Consider the following 25,036-nt stretch of genomic DNA (forward strand, 5'->3'; position numbering starts at 1 on the left):
AGCGGAAGCTGGTGCGGGGCGGCGCTGGGGGCGGAGAGGCTGTCGAGGGGTTCCGGCGGGGAGGGAGCCGACGCGGGGAGCGCACCGGAACGCGCGTCAGGCGCCCGAACAGCATGGGGCCCGGCCGTCGACGCAGGTAGGCGACAGCAGGTGAAACCTTGGCTCCGGAGCGGGAAACGAACGGTGCGGCCGACACGCCGGTGTCCGTAACGGACGATGCGGACGAACCGGTTCACGTTGCCTTCGACTGTCCGGCCGGTGATAGTGATCTTCGATTGACGCGGTCCGACGCCGCGTCAGCTGACGAGAGAACCGAGGAACATGGCGAAGACCAGCCTTCTGCGCCCCCTCGCGGTGGCCGCCGCCGCTGCCGTCCTGGTGGCGACCGGCGCCGCGCACGCCGTGGCCGCAGACCGGGGCCCCGCCGACGCGCCCGCCTCCGACATCCCCGGCGTGCTCGCCGCCCTCCAGGCCACCACCGGCGCCGGCGCCCCGGGCGCCTTCGCGGTGATCCGCGACCACGGCGGCAAGGAGAGCACCCGCTCGGTGTCGGTCGGCCAGGCGAACCTGGACGGGACCCCGATGAACTCCTCGTGGAGGTTCCGGGTCGGCAGCAACAGCAAGATGTTCACCGCCGTTCTCGTGATGCAGCTGGCGGAGGAAGGCCGGATCGACCTCGACAAGCCGCTGCGCGACTACCTGCCCGAGGGCACCCTCCCGGAGGGCTGGACCATGACCGGCCGTCAGGTGATGGAGCACCGGGCAGGCATCTACGACCACACCAACGACCTGCTGGAGCAGGCCGGCGAGGAGACCACCAGCGCGTTCGAGGCGCGCATCCGCACCAAGGAGTACGACCCGCGCGAGCTGGTGGCGATGTCGGTCAAGCACGGCGTGCAGTACACCCCCGACAGCCGCTACTCCTACTCCAACACCGACTTCGTGCTGATGGGCCTGGCGGTCGAGCACCTCACCGGGCAGCCGTACGCCGAGGTGCTGAACGAGCGGATCATCCAGCCGCTCGGCCTGCGCAAGACCTCCTTCGTGGTGCCCGACCAGCGGATCCGGGGCGCCCACGTCACCGGCTACCTCACCAACGACGACCGCAGCAAGCCGCTGCTGGACTCCACCGAGCAGACCGGCTCCTGGGTGTGGAGCGCCGGCGCCGTCATCTCGGACGCCGAGGACCTCGACCGCTTCCTGACCGCGCTGCTGGCCGGTGGCCGGGGCGGACTGGTCTCGGACGACTCGCTGCACGGGATGACCGCCGCCCTGCCGACGCCCACCGCGAAGATCTCCTACGGCCTGGGGCTGCGCCGCATCTCGCTGTCCTGCGGGGACGTGTACGGCCACGGCGGCATCGTGCAGGGGTTCCAGACCCAGTCCTTCGTGACCCAGGACGGGCGGCGCAGCGTGGTGGTCTTCGCCAACGCCTCCAACAACGGGGCGGTGACGCAGGGGCTGATGAACACGCTGGAGCCGGCCTTCTGCGGCAAGAAGCCCGCGGTCGCACCGCGGACGGCCTTCGCGCCGAGCGCCGACCTCCCGGACGCCGACCTCCCCGGCGCCGGTGCTCCGGGCACCGCCCCGGTGGCGCAGCTGCCCGTGGTGGAGGACACCCGGATCTGACCGCCCGGGCGCCCGTTCCCTCCGGCTGCGGCGAGGGAACGGGCGCCGGTGGTCAGTGCCGGGGCGGCGCCGGCCGGGGGCCGTCCGCGCTCAGGTCGGTGAGCGCCTCGGTGAGCAGTTCCCTGGCCTCCTCGGCGCGTCCCTGCTCGATCAGCGCGGTGCCGAGCTCGGTCAGCGTCTTGGTCATGCTGTCCGGCCGGCCGACCGCCTCGTAGTGCACCAGGGCCTGCCGGTAGGCCTTCTCGGCGGCCGGCCAACGCTTCAACGCCGCGCGGTCCAGGCCCAGTTCGTGCGCAGTCATGGCCGCCAGCAGGTTCATCAGCGGCGAGGACCAGCGCTCCACCAGCTCCAGCGCACCGGCCAGCGCCCGCCTGCGGAAGTCCACGGCCTCCTCGGCCCGGCCGGACTCCCGCAGGCAGTTGGCGGCGCCGCGCAGGGTGACCAGCCGGCCGATCATCGCCGAGCGGCTGTCGAGCTCGGCGAAGGCGTCCGCCGCCCGGTGGAAGGCGTCGGTCGCCTCACGGTGCCGCCGTAGGTAGCGCAGGCCGGAGGCGAGATAGGTGAGCGCCCAGCCCTGCTGCTCGCGGTCACCCGACTCCTGGGCCAACTCCAGTCCCTCGGCGGCCAGTTCGATACCGCGCTGGTAGCGGTGCAGACAGGTGACGTACGTCCAGGCCAGGTAGTTGACGTGCACCGGCTCGGCCCGCCGGTCGCCGAGCGCGCGGGCGGCGTCCACCGAGAGGTGGAACACCTCCGCCCAGATGCCCCAGCTGAGCAGCCGGTCGGAGAACCAGTGCATGGCCTCGGCGGTGTCGATCACCTCCCGGTACCGGCCGGCCTGCTGCGCCTGGTACATCGCGGCCAGCCACTCCGCGTGCTCGTCCTCCAGCCAGCGGGCCGCCTCCGTCAGGTGCGCGGAGCCGGTCGTCCCGGCTCCGTCCTCGGTGTGCTCCGGGTCGAAGCGCAGCCCGTAGCCGGCGGCCCGGTCGAGGATCCAGCGCCCGGCCCGGGTGCGGGCCTCGGCCAGCTCCTCGGCCGTCTCGTCGACGGCCAGCCGCTCGCCCGCGTAGAGCCGCACCAGGTCGTGCAGGCGGTAGCGGTCCGGGGTGGCCGGCTGCACGAGTCCGGCGTCGACCAGCTGTTCCAGGATCAGCTCGGTGCGCGCCGCCGACCGGCCGGCGTAGGCGGCGGCGACCACCGCCGTGAAGTCCGGGCCGGCGGTCAACGCGCAGCGCCGGAGGACCAGCCGGGACTCGGCGGGCAGGCGGCGGTAGGACAGCTCGAAGGCCGGCCGGACCGCCAGGTCGCCGGTCTCCAGCAGGTCCAGGCGGTTCTCCTCGACGGCCAGCTGGCGCGCCAGGTGGGCGACCGGCTGCTGCGGCCGGGCGACCAGCCGCTGCCCGGCGATCCGCAGCGCCAGCGGCAGGTAGCCGCAGAGCCGGGCCAGTTCGGCGGTCGCGTCGGGCGCCGCCTCGATCCGCTCCCGGCCGGCGATCCGGGCCAGCAGGCCGGCCGCCTCGGCCGGGGCGAGCACGTCCAGGCCGAGGCGGTGCACCGACTCCAGGCCGGGCAGCGCGTTGCGGCTGGTCACGATGGTCACGGCCGGTCCGGCGCCGGGCAGCAGCGGGCGCACCTGGCTCTCGTCGGCCGCGTCGTCCAGCACCAGGACCAGCCGCCGCTCCCGCACCAGGGCCCGGTAGAGGCCGGCCCGCTCCTCCGCCCCGGCGGGCACCGCCGCGTCCTCGACCCCCAGGGCGCGCAGCACCTGACCGAGGGCGTCGCGGGCGGACAGCGGCTGCCCGGACATGCCGCCGAGGTCGAGGGAGAGCTGGCCGTCCGGGAAGCGTCCGGCCAGGGCGTGGGCGGCGTGCAGGGCGAAGGCCGTCTTGCCGAGGCCGGGCTGACCGCTGACCAGCACCACCCGGGGGTGGGCGGGCCGGTCGTCCGAGGCGAGGCCGACGAGGGCGGCGAGGGCGCCCTCGCGGGCGGTGAAGTCGGCGATGTCACGGGGCAGGGCGAGGGCGCTCTGGCGCACGCTGCCGGGCGACGCGCGGCGGACCGGCTCGCGGGGCGCGGCCTGGGCCGGGACGCCGATCGCCGCCCCACCGGGCCGGACACCGCGCGGGCGCCCGGACTGCGCGGCCCGGTCCAACGCCTGCGCCTGCCCGCCGTCCAGCCCCAGGGCGACGGCCAGGGCCTGCACGGTGCGCCGCTGCGGCCCGCGGGTGCGGCCGCGCTCCATGTCCCCGAGGGCGCGCAGGCTGACCCCGGCGGTCGCGGCCAGCTCCTCCTGGGTCAGCCCGGCCGCCACCCGGTGCCCGGCCAGCAGGCGGCTGAACTCGCCCACGTCGGTGCCCGTCCCGTCGACCCCAGCCACCATGCGCCGCCACCCTCACTCACTCGGTCCTGCCGGTTCCGCACGTCCGCACGGCCCCACGTCGCCAATTCCGCCTGGCCCCGCGCCCGACGGTCGCCGCCAGGCAGAAGTACGGCCCGGCGGCGGAACGCCTCGCACCCGATCGTTCGTCGGCGCTGCATGCCTGGCCGGGCACCCTGCGCGGGTGCCGGACGGCCCGGTGCGAGGGCGGCTCCACCCGCCGGAACTGCCGGTAGTTCCGCCTGTGGTTCCGCTCTCTGGACAACGGCTCGACGGCGGGGCGCGGTTCACACCGGCTTCTCCCGGCCCCGGCCCGGCGGCGCAGCGCCGGTCGGCGGCTCGCGGTGGGCCGGCAGCGCAGCGCCGGCCCGACGGCTCGTGGTGGGCAGACGGTCAGGCCACCTGCCGAGCCCGCCGTCAGCAGCTGCCCGCCGTCGGCGTCCCGGCGCGGCGCCGGGCCTCGGCCCCCTCCGCGGTGCGGCCCAGTTCGTCCAGCAGGTCCGCGAGCAGGCCGTACGAGCGCGCCTCCAGCGCGGGATCGTCCACGGTACGGCCGAGGGCGACGGCGAGCCGGGCCGAGGAGAGCGCGGCGTCGCGACGGCCGAGGGCGTGCAGGGCGCGGGCACGGCTGTGGGTGGCGAGGACGGCCGAGGCGCCGCCCGAGCGGGCGGTGGCCTCCCGGACGGCCTCGTCGGCGTGGGCGAGGGCCGGGCCCGGGGCGCCGGCCAGGACCAGGGCGTCGGCGAGGCCGGTGAGCGAGGGGACCAGCAGGTGGCCGGTGGCGGGTGTACGGGCGGCGGACACCAGGTCCGTGAGCATGGGCAGCGCCCGCTCGTAGCGGCCCGCCCGCAGCAGCGCGCCGGCCACCCGGCTGCGGCAGTGGTGGCGCAGCGCCGGGTCGCCGGCCCGGCCGGCCGCAGCGACGGCGAGGTCCAGCTGCTCGGCGGCCGTGCGGTGGGCGGCGCGGACGATGTGCAGGACGGCGAGGTCGGTGCCGAGCCGGGCGACGGCCGACTCGTCCCCGTCGGCGTGCGCGGCGCTCAGCCCGGCCTCGACGACGGCCCGCCAGTGCCGCGGTTCGTGCCCGGTGGCCTCGTACAACAGCGAGATCCGGTGGGCGAGTTGCCAGGAGCCGGTGGTCCGCCCGTACTGCTCGGCGCTGACCACGACGGCGCGCAGGGCGCTCTCCTCGCGGCGGAACCAGGCCGCTGCCCGCGCGCCGGCGCCGGCCGTCGTACTCCCGGTCGCCGTACTCCCGGTCGCCGTGCATCCGGCCGCCGTGCTCCCCGCCGTCCAGCCTGCGGTGACGTCCAGGTAGTGGGCGATCAGCCGGTCGAGCGCCACGAACCGTTCGTCGCAGGTGAGTTCGGCAGCCTGTCGGGCGGCGTGGCGGCGCACCAGCTCGCGCCGGGCGTAGCGGCCGGGGGTCGTCTCCTCCAGCAGGTGGACGGCGTCCAACCCGGCCAGCAGGGTGTGAGTGGTGGCGGGCGGGAGGTCGGCAAGGGCGGCGGCGGTGTCGGTGTCGATCACCGCGCCGGGGTGCAGGCCGAGCAGGGTGAACAGCCGGGCGGCGTCGGGCGGCAGGGTCCGGTACGTCCGGTCCAGGGCGGTGGTGAGGCCGATCGGGCCGCGCGCGGTGAGGGCGCCGGTACCCGAGAGGGCGGCCAACCCGGTTTCCTCGTCAGCGAGTTCACGGGCGAGGTCGCCCGGGGACCAGTCGGGTCGGGCGGCCAGCCGCGCGGCGGCCAGGCGCAGTGCGAGCGGCAGGCGGTCGCAGCAGTCGGCGAGTTCGGCGAGTTCGGCGACGGTGTCCGGGTCGTCCCCGGTCCGGTCGGGTCCGAGTGTGCGGGCGAGCAGTGCGGCGGCGTCCTCGCGGGTGAGTGGGCCCAGCGGGAGCGGAAGGCCGCCCTCGCGGACGAGCAGCCGGCGCAGGCGGCTACGGCTGGTGACGACGGCGACAGGGGCCGGCGGCTCCCCGCTGTCGGGCCCCGGCTGCCCGCTCCCGGGGTCCGTCGGCGGTGGCGGGTCGGGCAGCAGCGGGGCGAGCTGCTCGTAGCAGGCGGCGTCGTCCAGCAGGATCGCCATCCGCCGGCCCGCGACCAACTCGCGGTACCGGCGGGAGCGTTCGGCGGTCGAGGCGGGGAGGGCGGCCGGGGCGACACCGAGGGCCGTGAGGAACTCGCCGAGGACGTCGGCGGGTTCGCGCGGCCCGTCCGGGTCGAAGCCGCGCAGCTCGGCGCGCAGGACGCCGTCCGGGAAGTGCCCGGCGCCGTGCCGCGCCACCCACTGCTGGACCAGGGCGGTCTTGCCGACCCCGGCCGGGCCGGTGACCAAGAGCAGGCGGCCCGCCCGGGCGGCGGGCAAGGCCCCGTCCAGCCGGGCGAGTTCGACGCTCCGACCGACGAAGCGGCGGTCGGCCGGGGCCGGTCGGGCTCCGAACGGCTCACCGGCGCGGCGCAGTTCCGGTCCGGGCGGGCCGGAGAGCCGGGCCAGCGCGCGCTCGTACAGCTCACGGGCCTCCGCGCGCCGACCGTCCTGCTCCAGGCACTGGATCAGCCGGGCGGTCAGCGTCTGCCGGGACGGGTGGGCGTCGGCCGCCTCGGCCAGTTCGGCGGCCGACTCGCCGCCGCGGCCCGCCCGCAGGCGCCCCTCGGCCAGTCGCTCCAGGGCGCGCAGCCGCAGGTCGGTGAGGTGCGGGAGGGCCCGCTCGCGCAGCCGGACGGAGCCGCAGTCGGCGAGCGCCGGGCCGCGCCACAGGTCCAGGGCGGCGCGCAGCAGCGGCAGCGCGGGGTCCTTCGGGGCCGGATCCCCCGGGGTGTCGGGCCCGGGCAGCAGCACACCGGCCTCCTCGCAGAGGCGCGCGAAGCGCAGCGCGTCGACCCGCTCGGGATCACCGGCCAGCAGGTACCCGGAGCCCCGGGTGTCCAGCACCAGCGCCGGGTCGTCCAGCAGTTGGCGCAGCGCCGCGACGTGCCCCTGCAGCGCGGCCCGCGCGGTGGGCGGCGCCGCGCCGTCCCAGACCAGCTCGATCAGCTCCTCGGTGGCCACCGTCTGGTTCAGCCGTACGGCGAGCGCGCTCAGCAGCGCCCGCCGTTTGGGGGCCGAGGGCGTCACCGTCGCCCCGTCCTCCCGCCGCACGACCAGCGGCCCGAGCAGATCGATGTGCACGTGCCCCTCCCCTCCCCCACCTGCGGACTCCGGTCCGAGCATAGGCCCGACGCCTGCCCCGGCCGTTCATGTTCCCGTGGACCGGTCCACCCCGGCGGGCGGGACCCGGTGCTCCGACCAGGCGGGCCCGCCGAACGACTCCGGGCCCGGCGCCCTCCCACCCCCGGGCCGGTGCGTGCCCCCCGGGGGGCACGCCCCTCGACGACCGACGCAACCGGCTCCGGCCCCGACCGCGTCAACCGGGGGCAGGGGCGACGACCTGCCGCGGACCGGACCGGTTCGCGCACTACACTGCTCCACCCCGGGGCCACCCCGGGTGTGGTGAGCGGCGAGCGTGGGGGTACCAGGTGCGGATTCGGCTGCTCGGCCCGGTGGAGTTGCGGGCCGGAGCGGACGGCTTCGCCACGTTGGCCGGGGCGCAGCGCCGGGCGGTCCTCGCGCTGTTGGCGCTGGGGCTCGGGCGCGTCGTCACCGTGGACCGGTTCTGCGAGGCGCTGTGGGGTGAGCGGCCGCCGGCCAGCGCCCGGGCGGCAGTGCAGGGGCACGTCGCCGCGCTGCGCAAGGTGCTCGCCGGCACGCCGTTCGAGCTGCACACCCGGGCGTCCGGCTACCTGCTGACCGGGCCGGCCGACGAGGTGGACGCGCTGCGCTTCGAGGCGCTGACCGCCCGGGCCGCCGAGCACGCCGATGCCACCGACAGCACGGGCCCCGCAGGCAGCGTCGACACGGCGGGCCGCGCCGGCGTCGCCGAGGCGATCGCCCTGCTGGAGGAGGCGCTGCGGCTGTGGCGCGGTGAGGCGCTGGCCGACCTGCCCGACACCCCGCTGCGCACCGCCGCCGTGGACCACCTGAAGCAGTCCCGAACGGCCGCCCTGCTGCGCTGGGCCTCGCTGCGGCTGCGCCAGGGCACCGGTGCGGCGGCGGTGCCGGTGCTGGAGCAGAACGTCCGGACGAACGAACTGCGCGAGGAGCTGGTGGCGCTGCTGATGCGCTGCCTGCGCCAGGCCGGACGGCCCGCGGACGCGCTGACCGCCTACCACCAGGCCCGGCTGCGGCTCGACCGCGAGTTGGGGATCCGGCCGGGCCCGGCCCTGCAGGCGGCCCTCGCCGAGGTGCTGGCCGACGACGGGGCGGCCCCGGCGCCCCTGCCGACGACGGCTGTCGCCGCCCGCGTCCCGGAGCAACTCCCCCGCCGAATGGTGGACTTCGTCGGACGGCAGGCCGAGCTCGACCGGCTCGACCAGGTCTGCGCCCCGGACCGCGCCGCGGACGGCCCGGTCCTGGTGGTCGGCCCCGCCGGCGTCGGAAAGAGCGCGCTGGTCACCGCCTGGGCCCACCGGGCCGCCGACCGCTTCCCCGACGGCCGGCTGTACGCCGACCTGCGCGGGCTCGCCCCGGCCGGCCCGGCGTGCCCCGACGCCGTCCTCGCCGACTTCCTGCACGCGCTCGGCGTCCCCGCCGACGCCCTGCCCACCGAGCGCGCCGGACGGGCCGCGCTCTTCCGCGAACGCACCAGGGGCCGACGACTGTTGGTGGTCCTGGACGACGCCGCCGACCCGGACCAAGTCGCCGACCTGCTGCCCGAGGGGACCGGCTGCGCCGCCGTCGTCACCAGCCGGGGACCGCTGGAGGACCTGGTCGCCCTCGACGGGGCCGCCCTGCTGCGCCTGGCCGCACTGCCCGAGGACGACGCCCTGCACCTCCTGGAACTCGCTCTGACGCCCGAACGGGTGCGCGCCGAACCGGAGGCCGCCGCCCGTCTCGTCCGCCGCTGCGACCGGCTGCCGCTCGCCCTGCGGATCGCCGCCGCCCGCCTGGCCGCCCAGCCCGACTGGACGGTCGCCGAGCTGGCCACCGAACTCGACGACGAGCAGCGCCGGCTGGCCGTCCTGGATGCCGGCGACGGCCTCGGCATCGGCCCGCACCTCTATCTGACGTATCGTCAACTCTCCTCATCCGCAGCAGAACTGCTCACCGCCCTGGCCGTCCACCCGGGCGGCGAGGTGGACACCCTGGCGAGCGCCGCCCTGCTCCGCACCGACCCCGCCACCGCCCACCGGGCGCTCGGCGAACTGGCCGCCCGTCACCTGCTCACCGGCACCGCCCCCGGCCGCTACGGCCGCACCGACCTGGTCCGCCTGTACAGCGCCGAACGGCTCCTCGAACTGCCCGAGGCACGTCGACGCCTGCTCCGGGAACGCCTCGCGGACTACTACCTCGCCGCCCTCCGGCGCTGCGGCCTCCTCCTCGACCCCGGCCAGGAGGACGACGAGCCGCCCGCCCACCCGCCGCAGGCCCTCCCGCCCGTCGGCGACATCCGGACCGCGCTCGACTGGTTCCGCACCGAGGAGCCCGCCGTCCGCGGGCTGGTCGACGCCACCGCCGTCGCCGACCCCGCACGCGCCTGGCGGCTCGCCCTGACCAGCGGCTCGCTCTACTACGGCGCCAGCCGCTTCTCCGACTGGCTGGCCCGCGCCGTCGTGGGCCAGGAGGCGGCCGAACGGTGCGGCGACCCGGTCGCGGTCGCGCTGCTGCACAACTGCCGGGCGCAGGCCCTCGTCTCGCTCGAACGGCGGCACGAGTCGGCCGAGGCGGCCCGGAAGGCGGTGGCCGCCACCGACTCCACCGACGGGCCGCGGGCCGCGTCCGCCCGCGTCCGGTCGCTCGCCACCCTCGCGCTGGTCACCGCCATGCTCGGCAACGCCGCCGAGGCCGAACGGCTGGCCGCCTCCGCCACTTCCCTCGCCCTCGCCTCGGGCAACCGCCGACGGCTCGTCGACGCCAAGGTCCACCAGGGCTGGGTGAGCCTGGCGACCGGCGACCGGGACGGCGCGCAGCGGCACTCCCGGGAGGCCCGCGAGCTGCTGCCGCCGACCCCCGTCACCGAGGTCCACCTCTGGTCGCTGCTGACCGAGGCGCAGGCCCTCCCGCCGACCGTCCGCGACGAGGCCGCCGACCTCGCCTGGCACCGGCTGCTCGCCGCCTGCGAGGAGGCCGGCCTGCTCTACCTGCACGCGCTCGCCGAACAGTCCTACGCCGCCCACCTGTTGGCCCGCGGCCGGCAGCCGGAGGTTCGCGGCCGAATGCGCACCGCGCTCGACCGCTTCCGCTCCCACGACCGGCAGGCGGGCTACCGGAGCGAGTTCACCGCCGCTCTGGAGGAGCTCAACCTCCGCTCGGCGGACTGGTCACCGGGGCGCTGAGGCGCCCACCGGTCACCGGTCCGCCGAGGAAGCCGAGGTAGCCGCCGTAGCCGAGGTTGCCGAGCGCCGCCGGGGCACCGGACACCCTGGCGTCACCGGGCCGCCGAGGCGGCCCCGCTCTCCGCGGCCGCCGACGACGGGCGCCCGGTCGGGGCGTACCCGTGCTCCGCCGCCAGGACCGGGCGCAGCGCCCGGATCGCGTAGAAGTTGCGCGACTTGACCGTGCCCGGCGGCACCCCCAGCCGGGCCGACGCCTCCAGTACCGACCGGTCCTTCAGGTGGAGCTCGACCAGCACCTCGCGGTGGTGCTTCTGCACCCGGCGAAGCGCCAGCGCGATGTCCCGCGCGGCCACGACCTGCTCGTACGGGTCCTCGGCGAGCGGGCGGTCCTCCAGCGGCTCGCCGATCACCTCCTTGGCGCGGGCGGCGGCCATCCGGTAGTGGTCGATCGCGATCCGCCGGGCCACCGTGAACAGCCAGGGCCGGCTCTGCTCCGGCCCCTTGCTCAGCGCCTCCGGGTGCTGCCAGGCCCGCAGCATGGTCTCCTGCAGGATGTCCTCGGCCTTGCCGCGGTCCCCACCCGTGGCCCGCAGCAGCGCCCGCAGCAGGTAGCTGCCGTGCAGCCGGTGGATCTCGGCGAGCATCTCCGGGTCGAGGGTCGGACGGTCCTGGCGGTCTTGGCGGGCCTGGTCTGTGGCAGCCGCCGCCGCGTCCGACGGTCCCTCGGAGGACTCGGTGACGGGCATGGGCTGAGCAACGAACGGCTTCGACACGCGCTACCTCTCAGGTCGGGCAGGGGGCACGGCACGGGAGGGCACCGCTGGCGCCGACCGGACATCCCCGGCGGCGACTCGACAGCACACTGCCGGACCCCGCCAAGTCCTCGCCAACGATCCGCCAACGCCCTGCCCACGGCACCCGGCCCGCCCGCCGGTGCCGCGTGGGACGGGAGCCGGACCGCCGTCGGAGCCGCGCCGGACCGCCGTCGGAGCGCGCGTCCGTCAGACGAGGCCGCCGATCCGCTCGGTCGGGATGTCCGGTGGCAGCAGGCGGCTGAGCTCGTCCAGGTCCACCACGTCCACGCGGGAGAGCCGGCCGGCCTGCCGGGTGATCATCGCTTCCAGCACCTGCCGGGCGAACCGGCCGTTGCCGAAGGAGCGGTCGCGCGGGACGCCCCGGAACAGCGTGCCGAGAGCCGTGAGGGTCTCCGGGGTGCAGCCGTAGCCGGCCGCCTCGGCCTGCAGCCGGACGATGGTGACGAGTTCGTCGTCCGTGTAGTGGTCGAAGGTGATCTCGCGGGAGAACCGGGAGCCCAGGCCGGGGTTGGAGGCGAGGAAGCCGCGCATCTCCTCCTGGTAGCCGGCCGCGATCACCACGACCTCGTCGCGGTGGTCCTCCATCAGCTTCACAAGGGTGTCGACGGCCTCCTGGCCGAAGTCGCCGGCGGCGCCGTGGCGGGGTGTCAGAGTGTGGGCCTCGTCGATGAACAGCACGCCGCCGCGGGCGCGTTCGAAGATGTCCCGGGTGAGCTGCGCGGTGTGGCCGATGTAGCGGCCGACGAGGTCGGCGCGGGCGGCCTCCACGAGCCGGCCGCCGGGCAGGACACCGAGTTCGGCGAGGAGTTCGCCGTACAGCCGGGCGACGGTGGTCTTGCCGGTGCCGGGCGGGCCGGAGAAGACCAGGTGGTGGCCGATGGTGGCGGCGGGCAGCCCGGCGTCGGTGCGGCGGCGGGTCTGCCGGGTGAGGTTGACCAGGTCCTCGACCTGCTCCTTGGCGGCGGCGAGGCCGACCATGGCGCGCAGCCGGTCGAGCAGGCCGGGCTCCCCGATCCCGGCCGCGGCGGCCCGCCCGCCGACGTCGGCGGGCAGCAGGCGGGTGAGTGCGGCGTCGTCGACGTGCTCCAGTCCGGCGAGCCGGGACGCCTGCCGGTCGACCATCTCCTCGAACACCCTGCGGGCCGCCCGGCCGTTGCCGAAGGCGGCGCCCCTGGGCATCCGCTCGAAGCGGACGGCGAGCGCCGCGCGGGTGCCCTCGACGAGTTCGTAGCCGTGGGCGGCGGCGGCGTGCTCGACGATCGTGGTGAGCTCGTCGGCGCTGTAGTTGCGGAATTCGACGGTGCGGCTGAACCGGGAGGCCAGGCCGGGGTTGGAGGCGAGGAACCCGCGGATGCCGGCCTCGTACCCGGCGACGATCACCACCAGGTCCTCGCGGTGGTCCTCCATCAGTTTGACCAGGGTGTCGACGGCCTCTCGGCCGAAGTCCGGGCCGGAGCCGGAGCCGGAGCCGGAGCCGGACGACAGGGTGTACGCCTCGTCGACGAACAGCACGCCGCCGAGGGCCGCCCTGACCACCTCGGTGGTCTTCAGGGCGGTCCCGCCGATGACCGGGGCGACCAGGTCGGCGCGGGCGACCTCGACCAGGTGGCCGCTGCGCAGCACGCCGAGTTCGGCGAGGATGGCGCCGTAGAGCCGGGCGACGGTGGTCTTGCCGGTGCCGGGCGGCCCGGCGAAGACCAGGTGCCGGCTCATCGGGAGGGCAGGCAGCCCGGCCTGTTCACGGCGCCGGGTCAGCTTGTTGAGGTTGACCAGGGTGGCGACCTGCTCCTTGACGCCTTCCAACCCGACCAGGGCCTGCAGGACGGCCTGCGCCCCCTGCGCGCTCCGCGCCGACTGCGCTCCCTGCGGACCCTGCGGCGACTGCGCTCCCTGCGCTTCCCGCGGGCCCGGGTCGGCGGGGACGGGCCGCCTGGTCCCGTCGACGGCCTCGGTCCGTCCCCCGGCGGCGCCGGCGGCCCCAGCGGCCTCGGCGACCCCGGCGGCACCCGGCGCGACGCCGGCGACCGCCACCGGACCGACGGCGTCGGGCGAGCGGTTGTCCCGGCTGTCGAGGTTCTCGATCGCGAGCCGGCCGGTCGGCTCGGTCTGCCGCAGGCCCGCGCCCTGGTTCCCGGCGGCCAGGCAGGCGGTGAGCCGGACGGGCTCCGCGGAGTCGGAGCGCAGCCCGTCCACGGTGTTGCCGGTGAGCCGGCAGGACGTCAGCGTGGCGCGGGCGCCGACCGCCAGGTGCAGCCCGTGGCGGCGGTTGGTCCGCAGCACGGTGCCGGTGGCGGTCAGTTCGCCGCCGCGTTCGACGCTCGCGCCGTCGAAGGCGTTCTCGGCGGTCTCGACGTCGCGCAGGGTGGCGACGCCGTCGGCGCCGACCGAGATGCCGCAGGACCCGCTGCCGTGCACCCGGCCGCCGTCGAGGTGGGTGTCGGCGCCGTCGGCGATGCGGACGCCGTGCTTGCCGGAGTCGAGCACGAGGGCGTCCTCGATCCGGCCCCGCCCGTCGCGCAGCACCTCGATCCCGTGGCCGCCCGCGGCGGTGACGGCGGTGCGGCGCAGCAGCGGGTCGGCGCCGTCCCGCACCACGATGCCGGTGCCGGCCGCGTCGCGGACCTCCAGCCGGTCGAACTCGGCGGCGCTCTCCCCGGTGAGTTCGACGCCGTCGGCCTCGGCGTTGCGCACCACCGCCCGGACCAGGACCGGGCAGGCCGACTCGCCGACGTGGATGCCGACCCCGGCGGGGGCGCTGACCTCGCAGTCCTCGAAGGTGCCCCGGGAGCGGCCCGCGATGTGCAGGCCGTGGCCCTGGGGCCGTACGGCGCGGCAGCGGCGCAGCAGCGGGTCGGTGCCGTCGGCGAGCACGTAGCCGTGGCCGCGGACGGCGGTGACGGTGCAGTCCTCCAGCACGACCCGGGCGGTGGAGCCGACGAACACGCCCAGGGCGCTGTCGCGGATCCCGGTGCGCAGCAGGCGGGTGGTGCTCCGCTCCTCCAGGGCCACGGCGGGCCGGTCGGTGGCGGAGATCTCGCAGTCCTCGACCACGCCGCGGGACTCGCCGTTGGCGCACACGCCGTTGCCCCGGGCGTCGCGCAGCACGCAGCGCCGTACGGTCGGGTCGGCCCGCTCGCCGATCACCAGGGCGGAGGTGCCCAGGTGTTCGATGACGCTGTCCTCGATGACGCTGGCGCCGGTGGACGTCTCGACGAGCCCGGCGCCGGCCGGGTTGACCACGCGGCAGTCGCGCATGGCGAGTTCGCCCTGCTCGCGGGTGAGCACGGCGGTCCAGGCGTTGCCGGCCACCTCGCAGTCCTGCAGGGAGAGTCGGCCGCGTGGGACGTCCACGGCGGGCAGCTCGTCGTCCTGCCCCTGCAGTACCAGTCCGGTCAACCGGACGGCGTCGGTGAGCACATGGACCACCGAGCCGCGCCGCGGGCTGATCCGCACACTGCCCCGGGCGCCCTCGGCGGTGATGGCGACCGCCTTGGTGAGCACCAGGTTCTCGTCGTACCGGCCGGGGCGTACCGAGATCACCGCGCCGCTGCGGGCGGCCTGGAGGGCTTCGCCGATCGTGCGGTAGGAGCCGGGCTCCCGCCGCTCCGCGCAGACCGTCAGCACCGGGCGCGACATGCCTGGGGTTCCCTTCGTCGTCGGGCGTGGTGGTCCTTCGCCGGTCGGCTGCCCGGCCGGACGGGTCGGCCGGGGTCGGGGGCGGCCCGGCCGGGGCGCCGGCTGCGGGACGGGCGGGTGCCGCGGACCGCGCCGGGCGTGGTGGGCCCCGGTCCGGGGACGCACCGGCCGCGCCTCCTCTCCGGTGCTACGGCCGACCGGGCCGGGCAGGTTCACGGGGGGGTGTCCGCGCGGCCCGGCACCCGGGCCGCTGACGGCCGCCCTCGCTCCTCTCCGCCCGTCAGGCGCTCTCGGACGACACCCAGTGCTCTCGGCGGCAACCGTCCGCACACCACCGGTCCTAGCGTGTGTCTCCCGGCGCAGCCCGCGTGCCGCGCCGGGAGACATCGGTACGAAGAGCACGAAGTGCACGAAGAGAGAAGGACCCCATGCCGTTCATCACCGTCGGCCAGGAGAACTCCGCCCCCGTCGACCTCTACTACGAGGACCACGGCACCGGTCAGCCCGTCGTGCTGATCCACGGGTTCCCGCTGGACGGGCGCTCCTGGGAGCGGCAGAGCGCCGCGCTGCTCGACGCCGGCTACCGGGTGATCACCTACGACCGCCGCGGCTTCGGCCAGTCCTCGCACCCGACCGCCGGCTATGACTACGACACCTTCGCCGCCGACCTGAACACCGTGCTGGAGACCCTGGACCTGCGGGACGCCGTGCTGGTCGGCTTCTCGATGGGCACCGGCGAGGTCGCCCGCTACGTGTCCTCGTACGGCTCGGAGCGGGTCGCCAAGGTCGCCTTCCTGGCCTCCCTGGAGCCGTTCCTGCTCAAGACCGACGACAACCCGGACGGCGCCGCCCCGCAGGAGTTCTTCGACGGCATCGTCGCCGCGGTGAAGGCCGACCGGTTCGCCTTCTACACCGGTTTCTTCAACGACTTCTACAACCTGGACGAGAACCTCGGCACCCGGATCAGCGAGGAGGCCGTCCGCAACAGCTGGAACACCGCGGCTTCCGGCGGCTCCTTCGCCGCCTCGGCCGCACCGACCACCTGGTACACCGACTTCCGCGCCGACATCCCCCGCATCGACGTGCCCGCCCTGATCCTGCACGGCACCGGCGACCGCACCCTGCCCGTCGACAACACCGCCCGCGTCTTCCACCGGGCCCTGCCCTCCGCCGAGTACGTGGAGATCGAGGGTGCGCCGCACGGCCTGCTGTGGACCCACGCCGAGGAGGTGAACGCGGCGCTGCTGGCCTTCCTCGCGAAGTGACCGACGTGTCGTGACCCAGGGGCGGCCCGTCCGCCCCGGCACCGAGCCCCGGGCCTCCCCCCGTCCCACCGGACGGGGGGAGGCCCGGGGCTCTTCCGTCGTCCCCACGACCCCGCTCCACCCGGCCCGGACCGGCTCCCGCCCGGCCAGTTCGCTGGCGGACCGGAGACGGTGCACTGAGCGCCAACTACCGCCCCCACCTGCGACTTAACGTTCTTTCAGGCGCTCGGAGCGGAGCCGGGCCGGTCAGTCCCGGCCCCGCTCGGACGCCCCTCCGCCGCCCGATCCGGGGCGGTGGTCCGAACCGTCACAGGAGGCTGGAGCGGTGCCTGCAATGCCGGTCGGCGGGCTGGTCCCCCGCGCCGTCGAGAACGCTGCCGACGTCGTCGTCCGCAACGCGAAGATCCACACCGGGGACGCCCGCCGCCCACAGGCCGGGGCCCTCGCCATCCGCGACGGCCTGATCACGGCCGTGGGGGACGACGCGGACGTCGCCCCGCTCATCGGGCCTGCCACCACCGTGGTGGACGCCCTCGGCCGGCGGGTGGTGCCCGGCCTCAACGACTCGCACCTGCACGTGATCCGGGGCGGTCTCAACTACGTCCTGGAGCTGCGCTGGGACGGCGTGACCTCGCTGCGCGAGGGCCTGGCGATGCTGCGGGAGCAGGCCGCCCGCACCCCCGAGGGGCAGTGGGTGCGGGTCGTCGGCGGCTGGTCGGCGGAGCAGTTCGCCGAGCGGCGGCTGCCGACGCCCGCCGAACTGAACGAGGCCGCGCCGGACACCCCGGTGTTCGTGCTCCACCTCTACCAGTCGGCGATCCTCAACCGCGCCGCGCTGAAGGCCGTCGGCTACACCCGGGACACCCCCGACCCGAAGGGCGGCCAGATCGTCCGGGGCCGGGGCGGGGAGCCCAACGGCATGCTGCTGGCCGCGCCCAGCGCGCTGATCCTCTACTCGACCCTCGCCAAGGCGCCGACCCTGGCCCCCGAGGAGCGCAAGTCGTCCACCCGGCACTTCCTGCGCGAGCTGAACCGCTTCGGGCTGACCTCCGCGATCGACGCCGCCGGCGGGTTCCAGAACTTCCCCGAGAACTACGCCACGGTGACCGAGCTCGCCCGGGAGGGCCTGCTCTCCCTGCGCATCGCCTACCACCTGTTCCCGCAGACCCCGGGCCAGGAGCTCGACGACCTCGCCCGCTGGATCGAGACGGTCCGCCCCGGGGACGGCGACGAGTGGCTGCGGCTGAACGGCGCCGGCGAGAACCTCACCTGGGCCGCCGCCGACTTCGAGAACTTCGCCGAGCCGCGTCCGGAACTCGGCGGCTACGAGGGCGAGTTCGAGAAGGCCGTCCGGATGCTCACGGAGCACGGCTGGGGCTTCCGGCTGCACGCGACGTACGACGAGACGATCCGGCGGGACCTCGCGGTGTTCGAAAAGCTCGCCGCCGAAGGGCTCTTCCCGGCCGGGAACCGGTGGCTCTTCGACCACGCGGAGACCGTCTCCCGGGACAGCCTCGACCGGATCGCGGCGCTCGGCGGCTCGCTGTCGGTGCAGAACCGGCTCTCCTTCCAGGGCGAGGTGTTCACCCGCCGGTACGGCGTCGGCGCCGCCGCCGAGGCGCCGCCGATCCGCGCGATGCTGGACCGCGGGCTGACCGTGGCCGCCGGTACCGACGCCACCCGGGTGTCCTCGTACAACCCGTGGGTCGCGCTGCACTGGCTGGTCTCCGGCCGGACGGTCGGCGGGTCGGCGATCCGGCCGCCGCAGAACCGGGTGGACCGGGCCACCGCGCTCGCGATGTACACCACGGCGGGCGCCGCGCTCACCGGCGAGCAGGACGTCAAGGGCGTGCTGCGGACGGGCTGTTACGGCGACCTCGCGGTGCTGTCCGACGACTTCTTCACGGTGCCCGAGCACGAGATCCCGCACATCGAGTCCCTGCTGACCGTGGTCGGCGGCCGGATCGTGCACGCCGCGGCGGAGTACGAGGGCCTGGACGAGGAGCTGCCGGCGGTCAGCCCGGCGTGGAGCCCGGTCGCCCGCTTCGGCGGCTACCGCTCCCACCGGAGCCAGGGCACCGGCGCCCGCCAGGCCGAGCTGCTCGGCGAGGTCGTCGCCGAGTCCGAGCTGCACCGCAGTTGGCGCGTCGGGCGCGGCCTGGCGACGGAGCAGGCCCAGCCGTTCGACCCCTGCTTCCTCCTCTGACGCGCCCGACCCGACGCCCCACCCGGCGCCCCACCGGCCGAACCGCCGGACCGCCTGCCGAGCCGCCCACCGGACCCCCGGGCGGCCCGGCAGGGCGCCCACCGCACCACCCACCCGACTTCCTCCGCGGATCACCGCGCGACGGATCCACCGAAAGAACCCGAAGGGAACCCTCATGGTCGACATCACCCAGGTCAGCGCCACCCCCAGCCCGGACCTGCTGACCCCCGACAACGCCGTGGTCCTGTTCGTCGACCACCAGCCGCAGATGTTCTTCGGCACCGGCAGCGGCGACCGCACCGCCATCATCAACGCCACCGTCGGCCTCGCCAAGGCCGCCAAGGCCTTCGACGTCCCGGCCGTGCTGACCACCGTCGCCGCCGAGTCCTTCTCCGGCCCGCTGCTGCCGCAGCTGGCGGCGGTCTTCCCGAAGGCCGAGGTCCTCGACCGCACCTCGATGAACGCCTGGGAGGACGAGGCGGTCGTCGAGGCCGTCAAGGCCACCGGTCGCGGCAAGGTCGTCATCGCCGGTCTGTGGACCGAGGTCTGCCTGGTCCTGCCCGTGCTGTCCATGATCGACCAGGGCTACGAGGTCTACGTCGTCACCGACGCCTCCGGCGGCGTCTCCCCGCAGGCCCACGAGCACGCCATCCAGCGGATGACGCAGGCCGGCGCGGTGCCGGTCACCTGGGTCCAGGTGCTGCTGGAGCTCCAGCGCGACTGGGCGCGCCAGGAGACCTACGGCGCCGTCATGGAGATCGTCAAGGAGCACGCCGGTGCGTACGGCCTCGGGGTCGTCTACGCGCAGGCCGTCATCGGCGAGCACGCCGCCGGCTGAGTCGGCGCACACCGACTCGGCACCAGCAACAGCGACCAGGGACAGGAACAGGAACGATGGACACCGGACTGCTGATCCTCCGTGTGGTGGTGGGCCTGCTCGTCGCCGCACACGGCGTACAGAAGGTGAGTTTCCGGCTGGGCGGCAACGGCCTCGCGGGCGGGACGGAGGAGTTCCGGCACGACGGCTTCCGCGGCGGGACGCTCACCGCGCTCGCGGCGGGCGCCGGGCAGGTCGGTTCGGGCCTGTTCCTGGCCCTGGGCGCGCTCACCCCGCTCGCGGCCATGGTCGCGATGGGGGTGATGACGGTGGCACTGACCGTCAAGCTGCCGCACGGGCTCTGGGTGCAGAACGACGGCTACGAGTACCCGCTGGTGCTGGTCGTCGTCTCGGGGGCGCTCGCCCTCACCGGCCCGGGCCGGTGGTCCGCGGACCACGCCGTCGGCCTGACCGACTGGCCGCTCTGGCTGTCGGTCGCGGCGCTGGTGCTCGGCCCGGCGAGCGGCCTGCTCACCCGGGCGGTCCTGCACCGCGCGCCCGCGCCGCAGGAGGAGGCGGCCGGTGCGCACCCTGCTGGCTGACGCCAGACGGACGCTGGTCCCGCCGCGTGCGGACCGGCACGGCCCGCTGCCGCCGCTGATGCTCCTGCTGACGGTGGCCACGGGCCTGGTGGACGCGGTGAGCTACCTCGGCCTCGGCCACGTGTTCGTGGCGAACATGACCGGCAACGTGGTCTTCCTGGGGTTCGCCCTGGCAGGGGCCCCGGGGCTGTCGGCCGCGGCCTCGCTCGTCTCGCTGGCGTCGTTCCTGGCCGGCGCACTCGTCGGCGGACGGCTCGGCAGCCGGACGCCGGCCCACCGCGGGCGCCTGCTGACCCTGGCGGCCGGCGCCCAGACCGTCCTGACGGCCGCGGCGGCCGCCACCGCCGCGGCCGGCGGGGCCGACCGCGCCCTGATCGTCCTGCTGGGGCTGGGCATGGGCCTGCAGAACGCGGCGGCCCGGCGGCTCGGCGTGCCCGACCTGACCACCACCGTGCTGACCCTCACCCTGACCGGCCTGGCCGCCGACTCCACGGCGGCCGGGGGCGCGGCACCGCGCCCGGGGCGACGGATCCTCTCCGCCCTGGCGATGCTGCTCGGCGGCCTCGCGGGCGCGGCACTCGTCCTGCACGGGCGGACCGCCGCCGCCCTGGCCCTGGCCGCCCTGCTGCTCCTGGCCACGGCGGTGACCGCCCACCGGATCTCGGCCCCGGACGCGCACTGGGCCCCGCCGGTCGCCTGATCCGCGCTCCTCCGCCCACTCCATCGACATCACCACCCGCACGCGCCCGGCGCCCGCTCAGCGGGCGCCGGGCGCCTCGACGACCGGGAGATCCCCGATGAACCGACGCTTCCTGCGACGCGTGGTCCCGCTGGTGACGGCGATCGCCGCGCTGACCGCGATCCCCACCGCCTCGGTGGCCCAGACCACCCAGGCCACCCAGACCGCACAGGCCACACAGACCGGCCAGACCGGCCCGACGACCACGCACCGGCAGTTCGCCGTCGGCCCGCAGTACGACTCCACCCACGTCTACGTCGAACCGGGCACCGAGCAGGCGTTCGTCGCCGGCTGGGTGGCCACCTTCGGCGGGACGACGCTCGGGCCGAACGCCACCCAGGTGACGCCCACGCCGAGCCGCACGCTGTCCGAGCTGGTGCTCTCCCCGGTCGGCACCCTGTCGGTGTTCGACTACACCACGCCCGTCCCGTCCCCGTTCGGCACCGAGCGCACCGGCTGGCTGGTGACCGACCTCGACCAGGCGGTCCGCGCCGCCCGGGCCGACGGCGCGGCCGTGACGGTCGCGCCGTTCGCCGACCCGATCGGGCGCGACGCCGTCGTGCAGTTCCCCGGCGGGATCAGCGCCCAGCTCTACGTGCACACCACCCCGCCGTCCTACCCCGCCCTGGCGAGCGTGCCGGAGAACCGGCTCTACCTCTCCCCCGACGCGGTCGGCGGCTTCCTGCGCAGCTCCCTCGCCTTCACGCAGGGTCGGATCGTCTCCGACGACCGGCGGGCCGACGGCGCCGCGATCGGCCTGCCCGGCACGACCTACCGGCTGCTGAAGCTCACCTCCGGCTTCGGCACCACCACCGTCGCCGTGACGGACGGCCACCTGCCGTACCCCTACGGCCGGGAGCTCACCGGCTACGGCGTGCCGGACCTCGGCGCGACCCTGGAACGGGCGAAGGCCGCCGGCGCGTCGGTGCTGTCCGGTCCGGTCACGGCGGGCGGGCGGGACAGCGCGATGGTGCGCTTCCCCGGCGGCTACGTCGCGGAGGTCCACACGGCCCGGTGAGCGACGGCCGGCGGACGCGTCACCGGTGACCCGTGACCCGGAACCGATGGCCGACGACCGATGGCCGACGACCGGTGACCGGTGACCGGTGACCGGTGACCGACGACCGGCCGCCCTGGTCGACCCTCAGGCGGGCCGCCGGGCGCACCCACCGCGCCCGGCGGCCCGCCGTTTCGGGCGCGGCCCGTCGACTCAGACCGCGATGCCGTACCCGGACGCGCGGGCGCCCTGCGCGGCGTCGGTGACGGCGCCCGACCCGGCGTAGGCCTGCCACTCGCGCGGGGAGATCCCGTACACGGCCCGGAACGCCCGGCTGAAGTGACTGGCGCTCACGAAGCCCCAGCGGCCCGCCACCGCCGCCACGGTGGCCCGGCCCGCCGTCCGGCGGGCGAGGTCACGTCGGCACATGTCCAGCCGCTGGCGCTGGATCCAGCGGGCCACCGTCACCCCCTCGAAGCGGAAGAGCTTGTGCAGGTACCGCACCGACACGTGGTGGGCGGCCGCGATCCGCTCCGGGGAGAGGCCCGGGTCCCCGAGGTGGCGCAGGATGTGGTCCTTCACCCGGGCCAGGGTGGCCAGGGCCGCGTCGGGTGCCTCCGCCAGGGACAGGCCGCGGCGCTCGTGGGCGAGCACGGCGAGCAGGTCGAGCGCCGTGGTGGCGAGCCAGGACGCCGGCTGCGGCTCCATCGAACCGGCCGACCGTGAGAGGCACTCCAGGTACGCGGCCACCAGCCGGGCGGTGCCGTCGGTGCTGTCGAAGACCGTCGTGGTCAGCACCCGCAGGTCCTCCTCCGAGACGCCCACGGCCGAGCGCGGCCAGTGCAGGGCCGTGAAGGCGAAGGCGTCCGGCAGCTCCTTGGCGAACGGCCGTCCGGCGTCGGTGACCGCGAAGGTGCCGGGCCGCAGCACGACCCGGTGGCCGTCCTGTTCCAGGCGGGCGGTGCCGCGGTGCTGGAGCGCCAGGGTGAGGTGGTCCTCCCCGCCGCGGGCGATCAACCCGGCGCTGCGCTCGACCCGCTGCGGACCGGCCTCCACCAGGGAGAGCTGCACGTCGCCCACGCAGTGGCTGGTGATCGTGGCGGGTGCGGGCGCGCGGTCGAGCAGGGCCACGTCGAGCGGGATGAAGGTGCGGGAGACGGCCTCGTGCCAGTATTCGGCGCGGTCGGCGGACGGTACTGCGGTGGTGTCGAGAACGACGGGCATCAGTGCTCCTCGGAGGGGGTCTCTCGGTGGGGGGTCTCTTCGGTGGCGACGGCCGGGACGCGGGGCTCACCAGGAACGGCTGTGCAGGGCCATGTGCACGGTGTCGACGACCTGGATCAGCGCGGCCCGGGCGGTGCCGGTGGGGCAGTGCCCGGCGAGCAGCAGGAAGCCGTGCACCACGCCCTGGTAGCGGGTGGCCACCACCGGGACGCCCGCCGCGCGGAGCCGGGCCGCGTAGGCCTCGCCCTCGTCGCGCAGCACGTCGGCCTCGGCGGTGACCACGAGTGCCGGGGGGAGCCCGGCGAGCCGGTCCAGCGGGGCGCGCAGTGGCGCGGCGGTCGGCTCGGCCCGCCGCCGCGGGTCGGGCAGGTAGTCGTCCCAGAACCGGCGCATGTGGTCGCGGTGCAGGAAGTAGCCCGTCGCGTACCGGTGGTAGGACGGGGTGTCGAAGTCGGCGTCGGTCACGGGGTACAGCAGCACCTGGTGGAGCAGCGGGACGTCGCCGTGCTGCCGGGCCAGCAGGGTCAGCGCCGCCACCAGGTTGGCGCCCGCGGACTCGCCGACGGCGGCGATGCGGCGCCCGTCCAGCCCGATCCCGTCGCCGTGCTCGTGGATCCACCGGGCGACCGCGAGGCACTGCTCGACGGCCACCGGGTAGCGGGCCGCGGGTGCCCGGGCGTAGTCCACGTACACCACGGCGGCGTCGGTGCCCAGGGCGAACTCCCGGACCAGCCGGGCGTAGCAGGCCGCGTCGCCGAGCGACCAGCCGAGACCGGGCAGGAAGAGCACGACGGGGCTCGGCCCGACGGTGCCGGCGGGTCTGGTCACCTGGACGTTCACCCGCCCGGTCGGTCCGCAGGGCAGGGCGAGCCACTCCGTCGAGGTGCCGTGGGGGTCGTCCGGGTCCGGTTCCCCGTCCGGGCTCCAGTCGAGCACGTCGTACGGCCCGCCGTACGGCCCGCCGCCCGGTACGCCCGTCAGGCCCGTCAGGCCCGCCGGCCCGACCGGCCCGTCCGGGGTGAGGAAGGCGAGGTCCGGCAGCGGTTCCGTCGCGGAGCGGGCGGCCCGGCCGTCCAGGAACTCCTGGAGCGCCCGGTCGAGCACCGGGCGCCGGTCGGGCAGGGGGGTGGGGTCGGACAACGTCTTCGCTCCTGGCTTCGTTCAGTGGGGCCGCACGGCATCGCGTGCGCCGCGGCGGGTGCCCGGGTGCGTCGGGCGGGCGGCCCGGCGCACCTCCCCGGGGCGCGGCGGCGCCGCTCGACCGTACTGCCGGGGCGGCGGCCGCGGTGGGACCGGGTGTGGCGGCCGGCCGGCGGCTCGTCAACCGGCGGCGCCGCCCGGTACGTCCCGCAGCTCGCGCCACTCCCGGGGGGAGACGCCGTACGCGGCGCGGAAGCTCCGGCTGAAGTGCGCCGGATTGACGAAGCCCCAGCGCTGGGCCACCGCCGAGACCGTGGGCGCGGTCCGGCCCCTTCGGGCGAGCTCGCGGGCGCACGCCTCCAGTCGGCGCTGCTGGATGAGCCGGCTCACCGTGACCCCCTCGCCCTCGAAGATCCGGTGCAGGTAGCGCACCGAGATGTGGTGGGCGTGCGCGATCCGCTCGGGCGCCAGCTCCGGCTCGGCCAGGTGCTGCTCGATGTACTCCCGCACCCGGCGGACCAGGTGCGCGTTCGGGGTGTCCGCCTCGCCGGCCGGCCGGCCGTCGGCCAGCTGGGCGACGAGGGTGCTCAGCAGGTCGGCGACGCTGCCGGCCAGCCGGTCGCCGACCGTGGCCGGGTAGGAGTGCGCGGAGGCGGCGAGGACGCCGAGGAACGGCAGGAGCACCGGTCCGCAGCCCTCCGTGGGGCCGAGGGCCGTCGCCGCCGCCTGGCGCAGGTCCCGCTCCGGCACGCCCAGCAGCCGGCGCGGCAGGTGGAACAGGTGGGTGCGGAAGCGTTCCGGGTAGTCGACGGCGTACGGGCGCGCCGTGTCGTACACCACGAGCCCGCCCGGCGACACCTCCGCCCGGCGCCCGTCCTGTTCCAGGACGGCCCGGCCCTCCTCCTGCACGCCCACCCCGATCTGCGGCTCGCCGCCCGGGGCCCGCTCGATCAGCGCCGCCGTGCGCGAGAACCGGGCGGCGTCCGCCTCCAGCGTGGAGACCCGCACGTAGCCGAGCCGGTGGGAGACCAGCAGCCCGTCGAACGGCCGCGGGGTGAGCGGGCGCACCTCGACCGGGACGACCGTCCGCGACACCGCCCCGTTCCAGTACGCCGCCTTGTCCTCGTCCGCGACCGAAGCAGTCGTCACCCGCACGCCCATCTGACACCGCCCCTTCCGCCGAATCCTCGCGATCCCAGCCTGGGGCGCGTGGGCGGC

The 25,036-nt window shown here is 76.0% G+C and carries 15 protein-coding genes; 8 read left to right on the plus strand and 7 right to left on the minus strand.

Translation table 11 applies throughout. The features are described 5' to 3' along the window. Positions 1–321 precede the first annotated feature (321 nt). Entirely contained in the window at positions 322–1,629 is a 1,308-nt protein-coding gene (locus ABTY56_RS25390) for a serine hydrolase domain-containing protein (RefSeq protein WP_350631472.1), read from the plus strand. A 52-nt stretch (positions 1,630–1,681) separates the two neighbouring features. Here ABTY56_RS25390 and ABTY56_RS25395 read toward each other — a convergent pair whose 3' ends face one another. Together ABTY56_RS25395 and ABTY56_RS25400 are read right to left on the minus strand one after the other, a co-directional pair. Continuing rightward, positions 1,682–4,009 carry an ATP-binding protein gene (locus ABTY56_RS25395; RefSeq protein ID WP_350631473.1) on the minus strand — a complete coding sequence of 776 codons (2,328 nt, stop codon included), beginning with the start codon at positions 4,007–4,009 and terminating at the stop codon, positions 1,682–1,684. Positions 4,010–4,423: 414 nt separating this feature from the next. Further along, positions 4,424–7,174 carry an AfsR/SARP family transcriptional regulator gene (locus ABTY56_RS25400; RefSeq protein ID WP_350631474.1) on the minus strand — a complete coding sequence of 917 codons (2,751 nt, stop codon included), beginning with the start codon at positions 7,172–7,174 and terminating at the stop codon, positions 4,424–4,426. A 347-nt stretch (positions 7,175–7,521) separates the two neighbouring features. Here ABTY56_RS25400 and ABTY56_RS25405 point away from each other — a divergent pair, with 347 nt between their 5' ends. Beyond that, positions 7,522–10,377, plus strand: coding sequence for an AfsR/SARP family transcriptional regulator (locus ABTY56_RS25405; protein ID WP_350631475.1), 2,856 nt, complete (start codon positions 7,522–7,524; stop codon positions 10,375–10,377). A 92-nt stretch (positions 10,378–10,469) separates the two neighbouring features. Here the strand turns inward: ABTY56_RS25405 and ABTY56_RS25410 are convergent, their stop codons facing one another. Both ABTY56_RS25410 and ABTY56_RS25415 read right to left on the minus strand, forming a co-directional pair. Then, a complete protein-coding gene (locus ABTY56_RS25410; RefSeq protein WP_350631476.1) occupies positions 10,470–11,123 on the minus strand; it encodes a sigma-70 family RNA polymerase sigma factor in 654 nt (217 codons plus the stop codon). Between the two features lie 255 nt (positions 11,124–11,378). Then, complete coding sequence (locus tag ABTY56_RS25415; RefSeq protein ID WP_350631477.1) at positions 11,379–14,828, minus strand: right-handed parallel beta-helix repeat-containing protein; 3,450 nt, start codon at positions 14,826–14,828, stop codon at positions 11,379–11,381. A gap of 428 nt (positions 14,829–15,256) precedes the next feature. Between ABTY56_RS25415 and ABTY56_RS25420 the strand changes: the two genes are divergently transcribed. The 6 genes from ABTY56_RS25420 (at position 15,257) to ABTY56_RS25445 (ending at position 21,475) form a co-directional block, all read left to right on the plus strand. After that, the gene (locus tag ABTY56_RS25420; protein WP_350631478.1) at positions 15,257–16,093 is read left to right on the plus strand and encodes an alpha/beta fold hydrolase; all 837 of its coding nucleotides are present in this window, start codon (positions 15,257–15,259) and stop codon (positions 16,091–16,093) included. 334 nt (positions 16,094–16,427) lie between these two features. Further along, on the plus strand, positions 16,428–18,299 hold the full coding sequence (locus ABTY56_RS25425; protein ID WP_350631526.1) for an amidohydrolase: 1,872 nt from the start codon (positions 16,428–16,430) through the stop codon (positions 18,297–18,299). Positions 18,300–18,474: 175 nt separating this feature from the next. After that, positions 18,475–19,137, plus strand: coding sequence for a hydrolase (locus tag ABTY56_RS25430; protein ID WP_350631479.1), 663 nt, complete (start codon positions 18,475–18,477; stop codon positions 19,135–19,137). 56 nt (positions 19,138–19,193) lie between these two features. Continuing rightward, positions 19,194–19,718 carry a DoxX family protein gene (locus tag ABTY56_RS25435; RefSeq protein WP_350631480.1) on the plus strand — a complete coding sequence of 175 codons (525 nt, stop codon included), beginning with the start codon at positions 19,194–19,196 and terminating at the stop codon, positions 19,716–19,718. Then, positions 19,699–20,418: a YoaK family protein gene (locus tag ABTY56_RS25440; protein ID WP_350631481.1), complete on the plus strand. Its 720-nt coding sequence runs from the start codon at positions 19,699–19,701 to the stop codon at positions 20,416–20,418. Before ABTY56_RS25435 ends, ABTY56_RS25440 begins: the two co-directional genes overlap by 20 nt. A gap of 97 nt (positions 20,419–20,515) precedes the next feature. After that, positions 20,516–21,475 carry a VOC family protein gene (locus ABTY56_RS25445; protein ID WP_350631482.1) on the plus strand — a complete coding sequence of 320 codons (960 nt, stop codon included), beginning with the start codon at positions 20,516–20,518 and terminating at the stop codon, positions 21,473–21,475. 192 nt (positions 21,476–21,667) lie between these two features. Here the strand turns inward: ABTY56_RS25445 and ABTY56_RS25450 are convergent, their stop codons facing one another. The 3 genes from ABTY56_RS25450 to ABTY56_RS25460 all read right to left on the minus strand — a co-directional run bounded on the left by ABTY56_RS25450 (position 21,668) and on the right by ABTY56_RS25460 (position 24,979). Next, positions 21,668–22,678, minus strand: coding sequence for an AraC-like ligand-binding domain-containing protein (locus ABTY56_RS25450; protein WP_350631483.1), 1,011 nt, complete (start codon positions 22,676–22,678; stop codon positions 21,668–21,670). Positions 22,679–22,744: 66 nt separating this feature from the next. After that, positions 22,745–23,818: an alpha/beta hydrolase gene (locus ABTY56_RS25455; protein ID WP_350631484.1), complete on the minus strand. Its 1,074-nt coding sequence runs from the start codon at positions 23,816–23,818 to the stop codon at positions 22,745–22,747. A 180-nt stretch (positions 23,819–23,998) separates the two neighbouring features. Next, positions 23,999–24,979 carry an AraC-like ligand-binding domain-containing protein gene (locus ABTY56_RS25460; protein WP_502893181.1) on the minus strand — a complete coding sequence of 327 codons (981 nt, stop codon included), beginning with the start codon at positions 24,977–24,979 and terminating at the stop codon, positions 23,999–24,001. Positions 24,980–25,036 lie beyond the last annotated feature (57 nt).

The organism is Kitasatospora sp. NPDC097691, from assembly GCF_040302665.1.
Taxonomy (GTDB): Bacteria; Actinomycetota; Actinomycetes; order Streptomycetales; family Streptomycetaceae; genus Kitasatospora.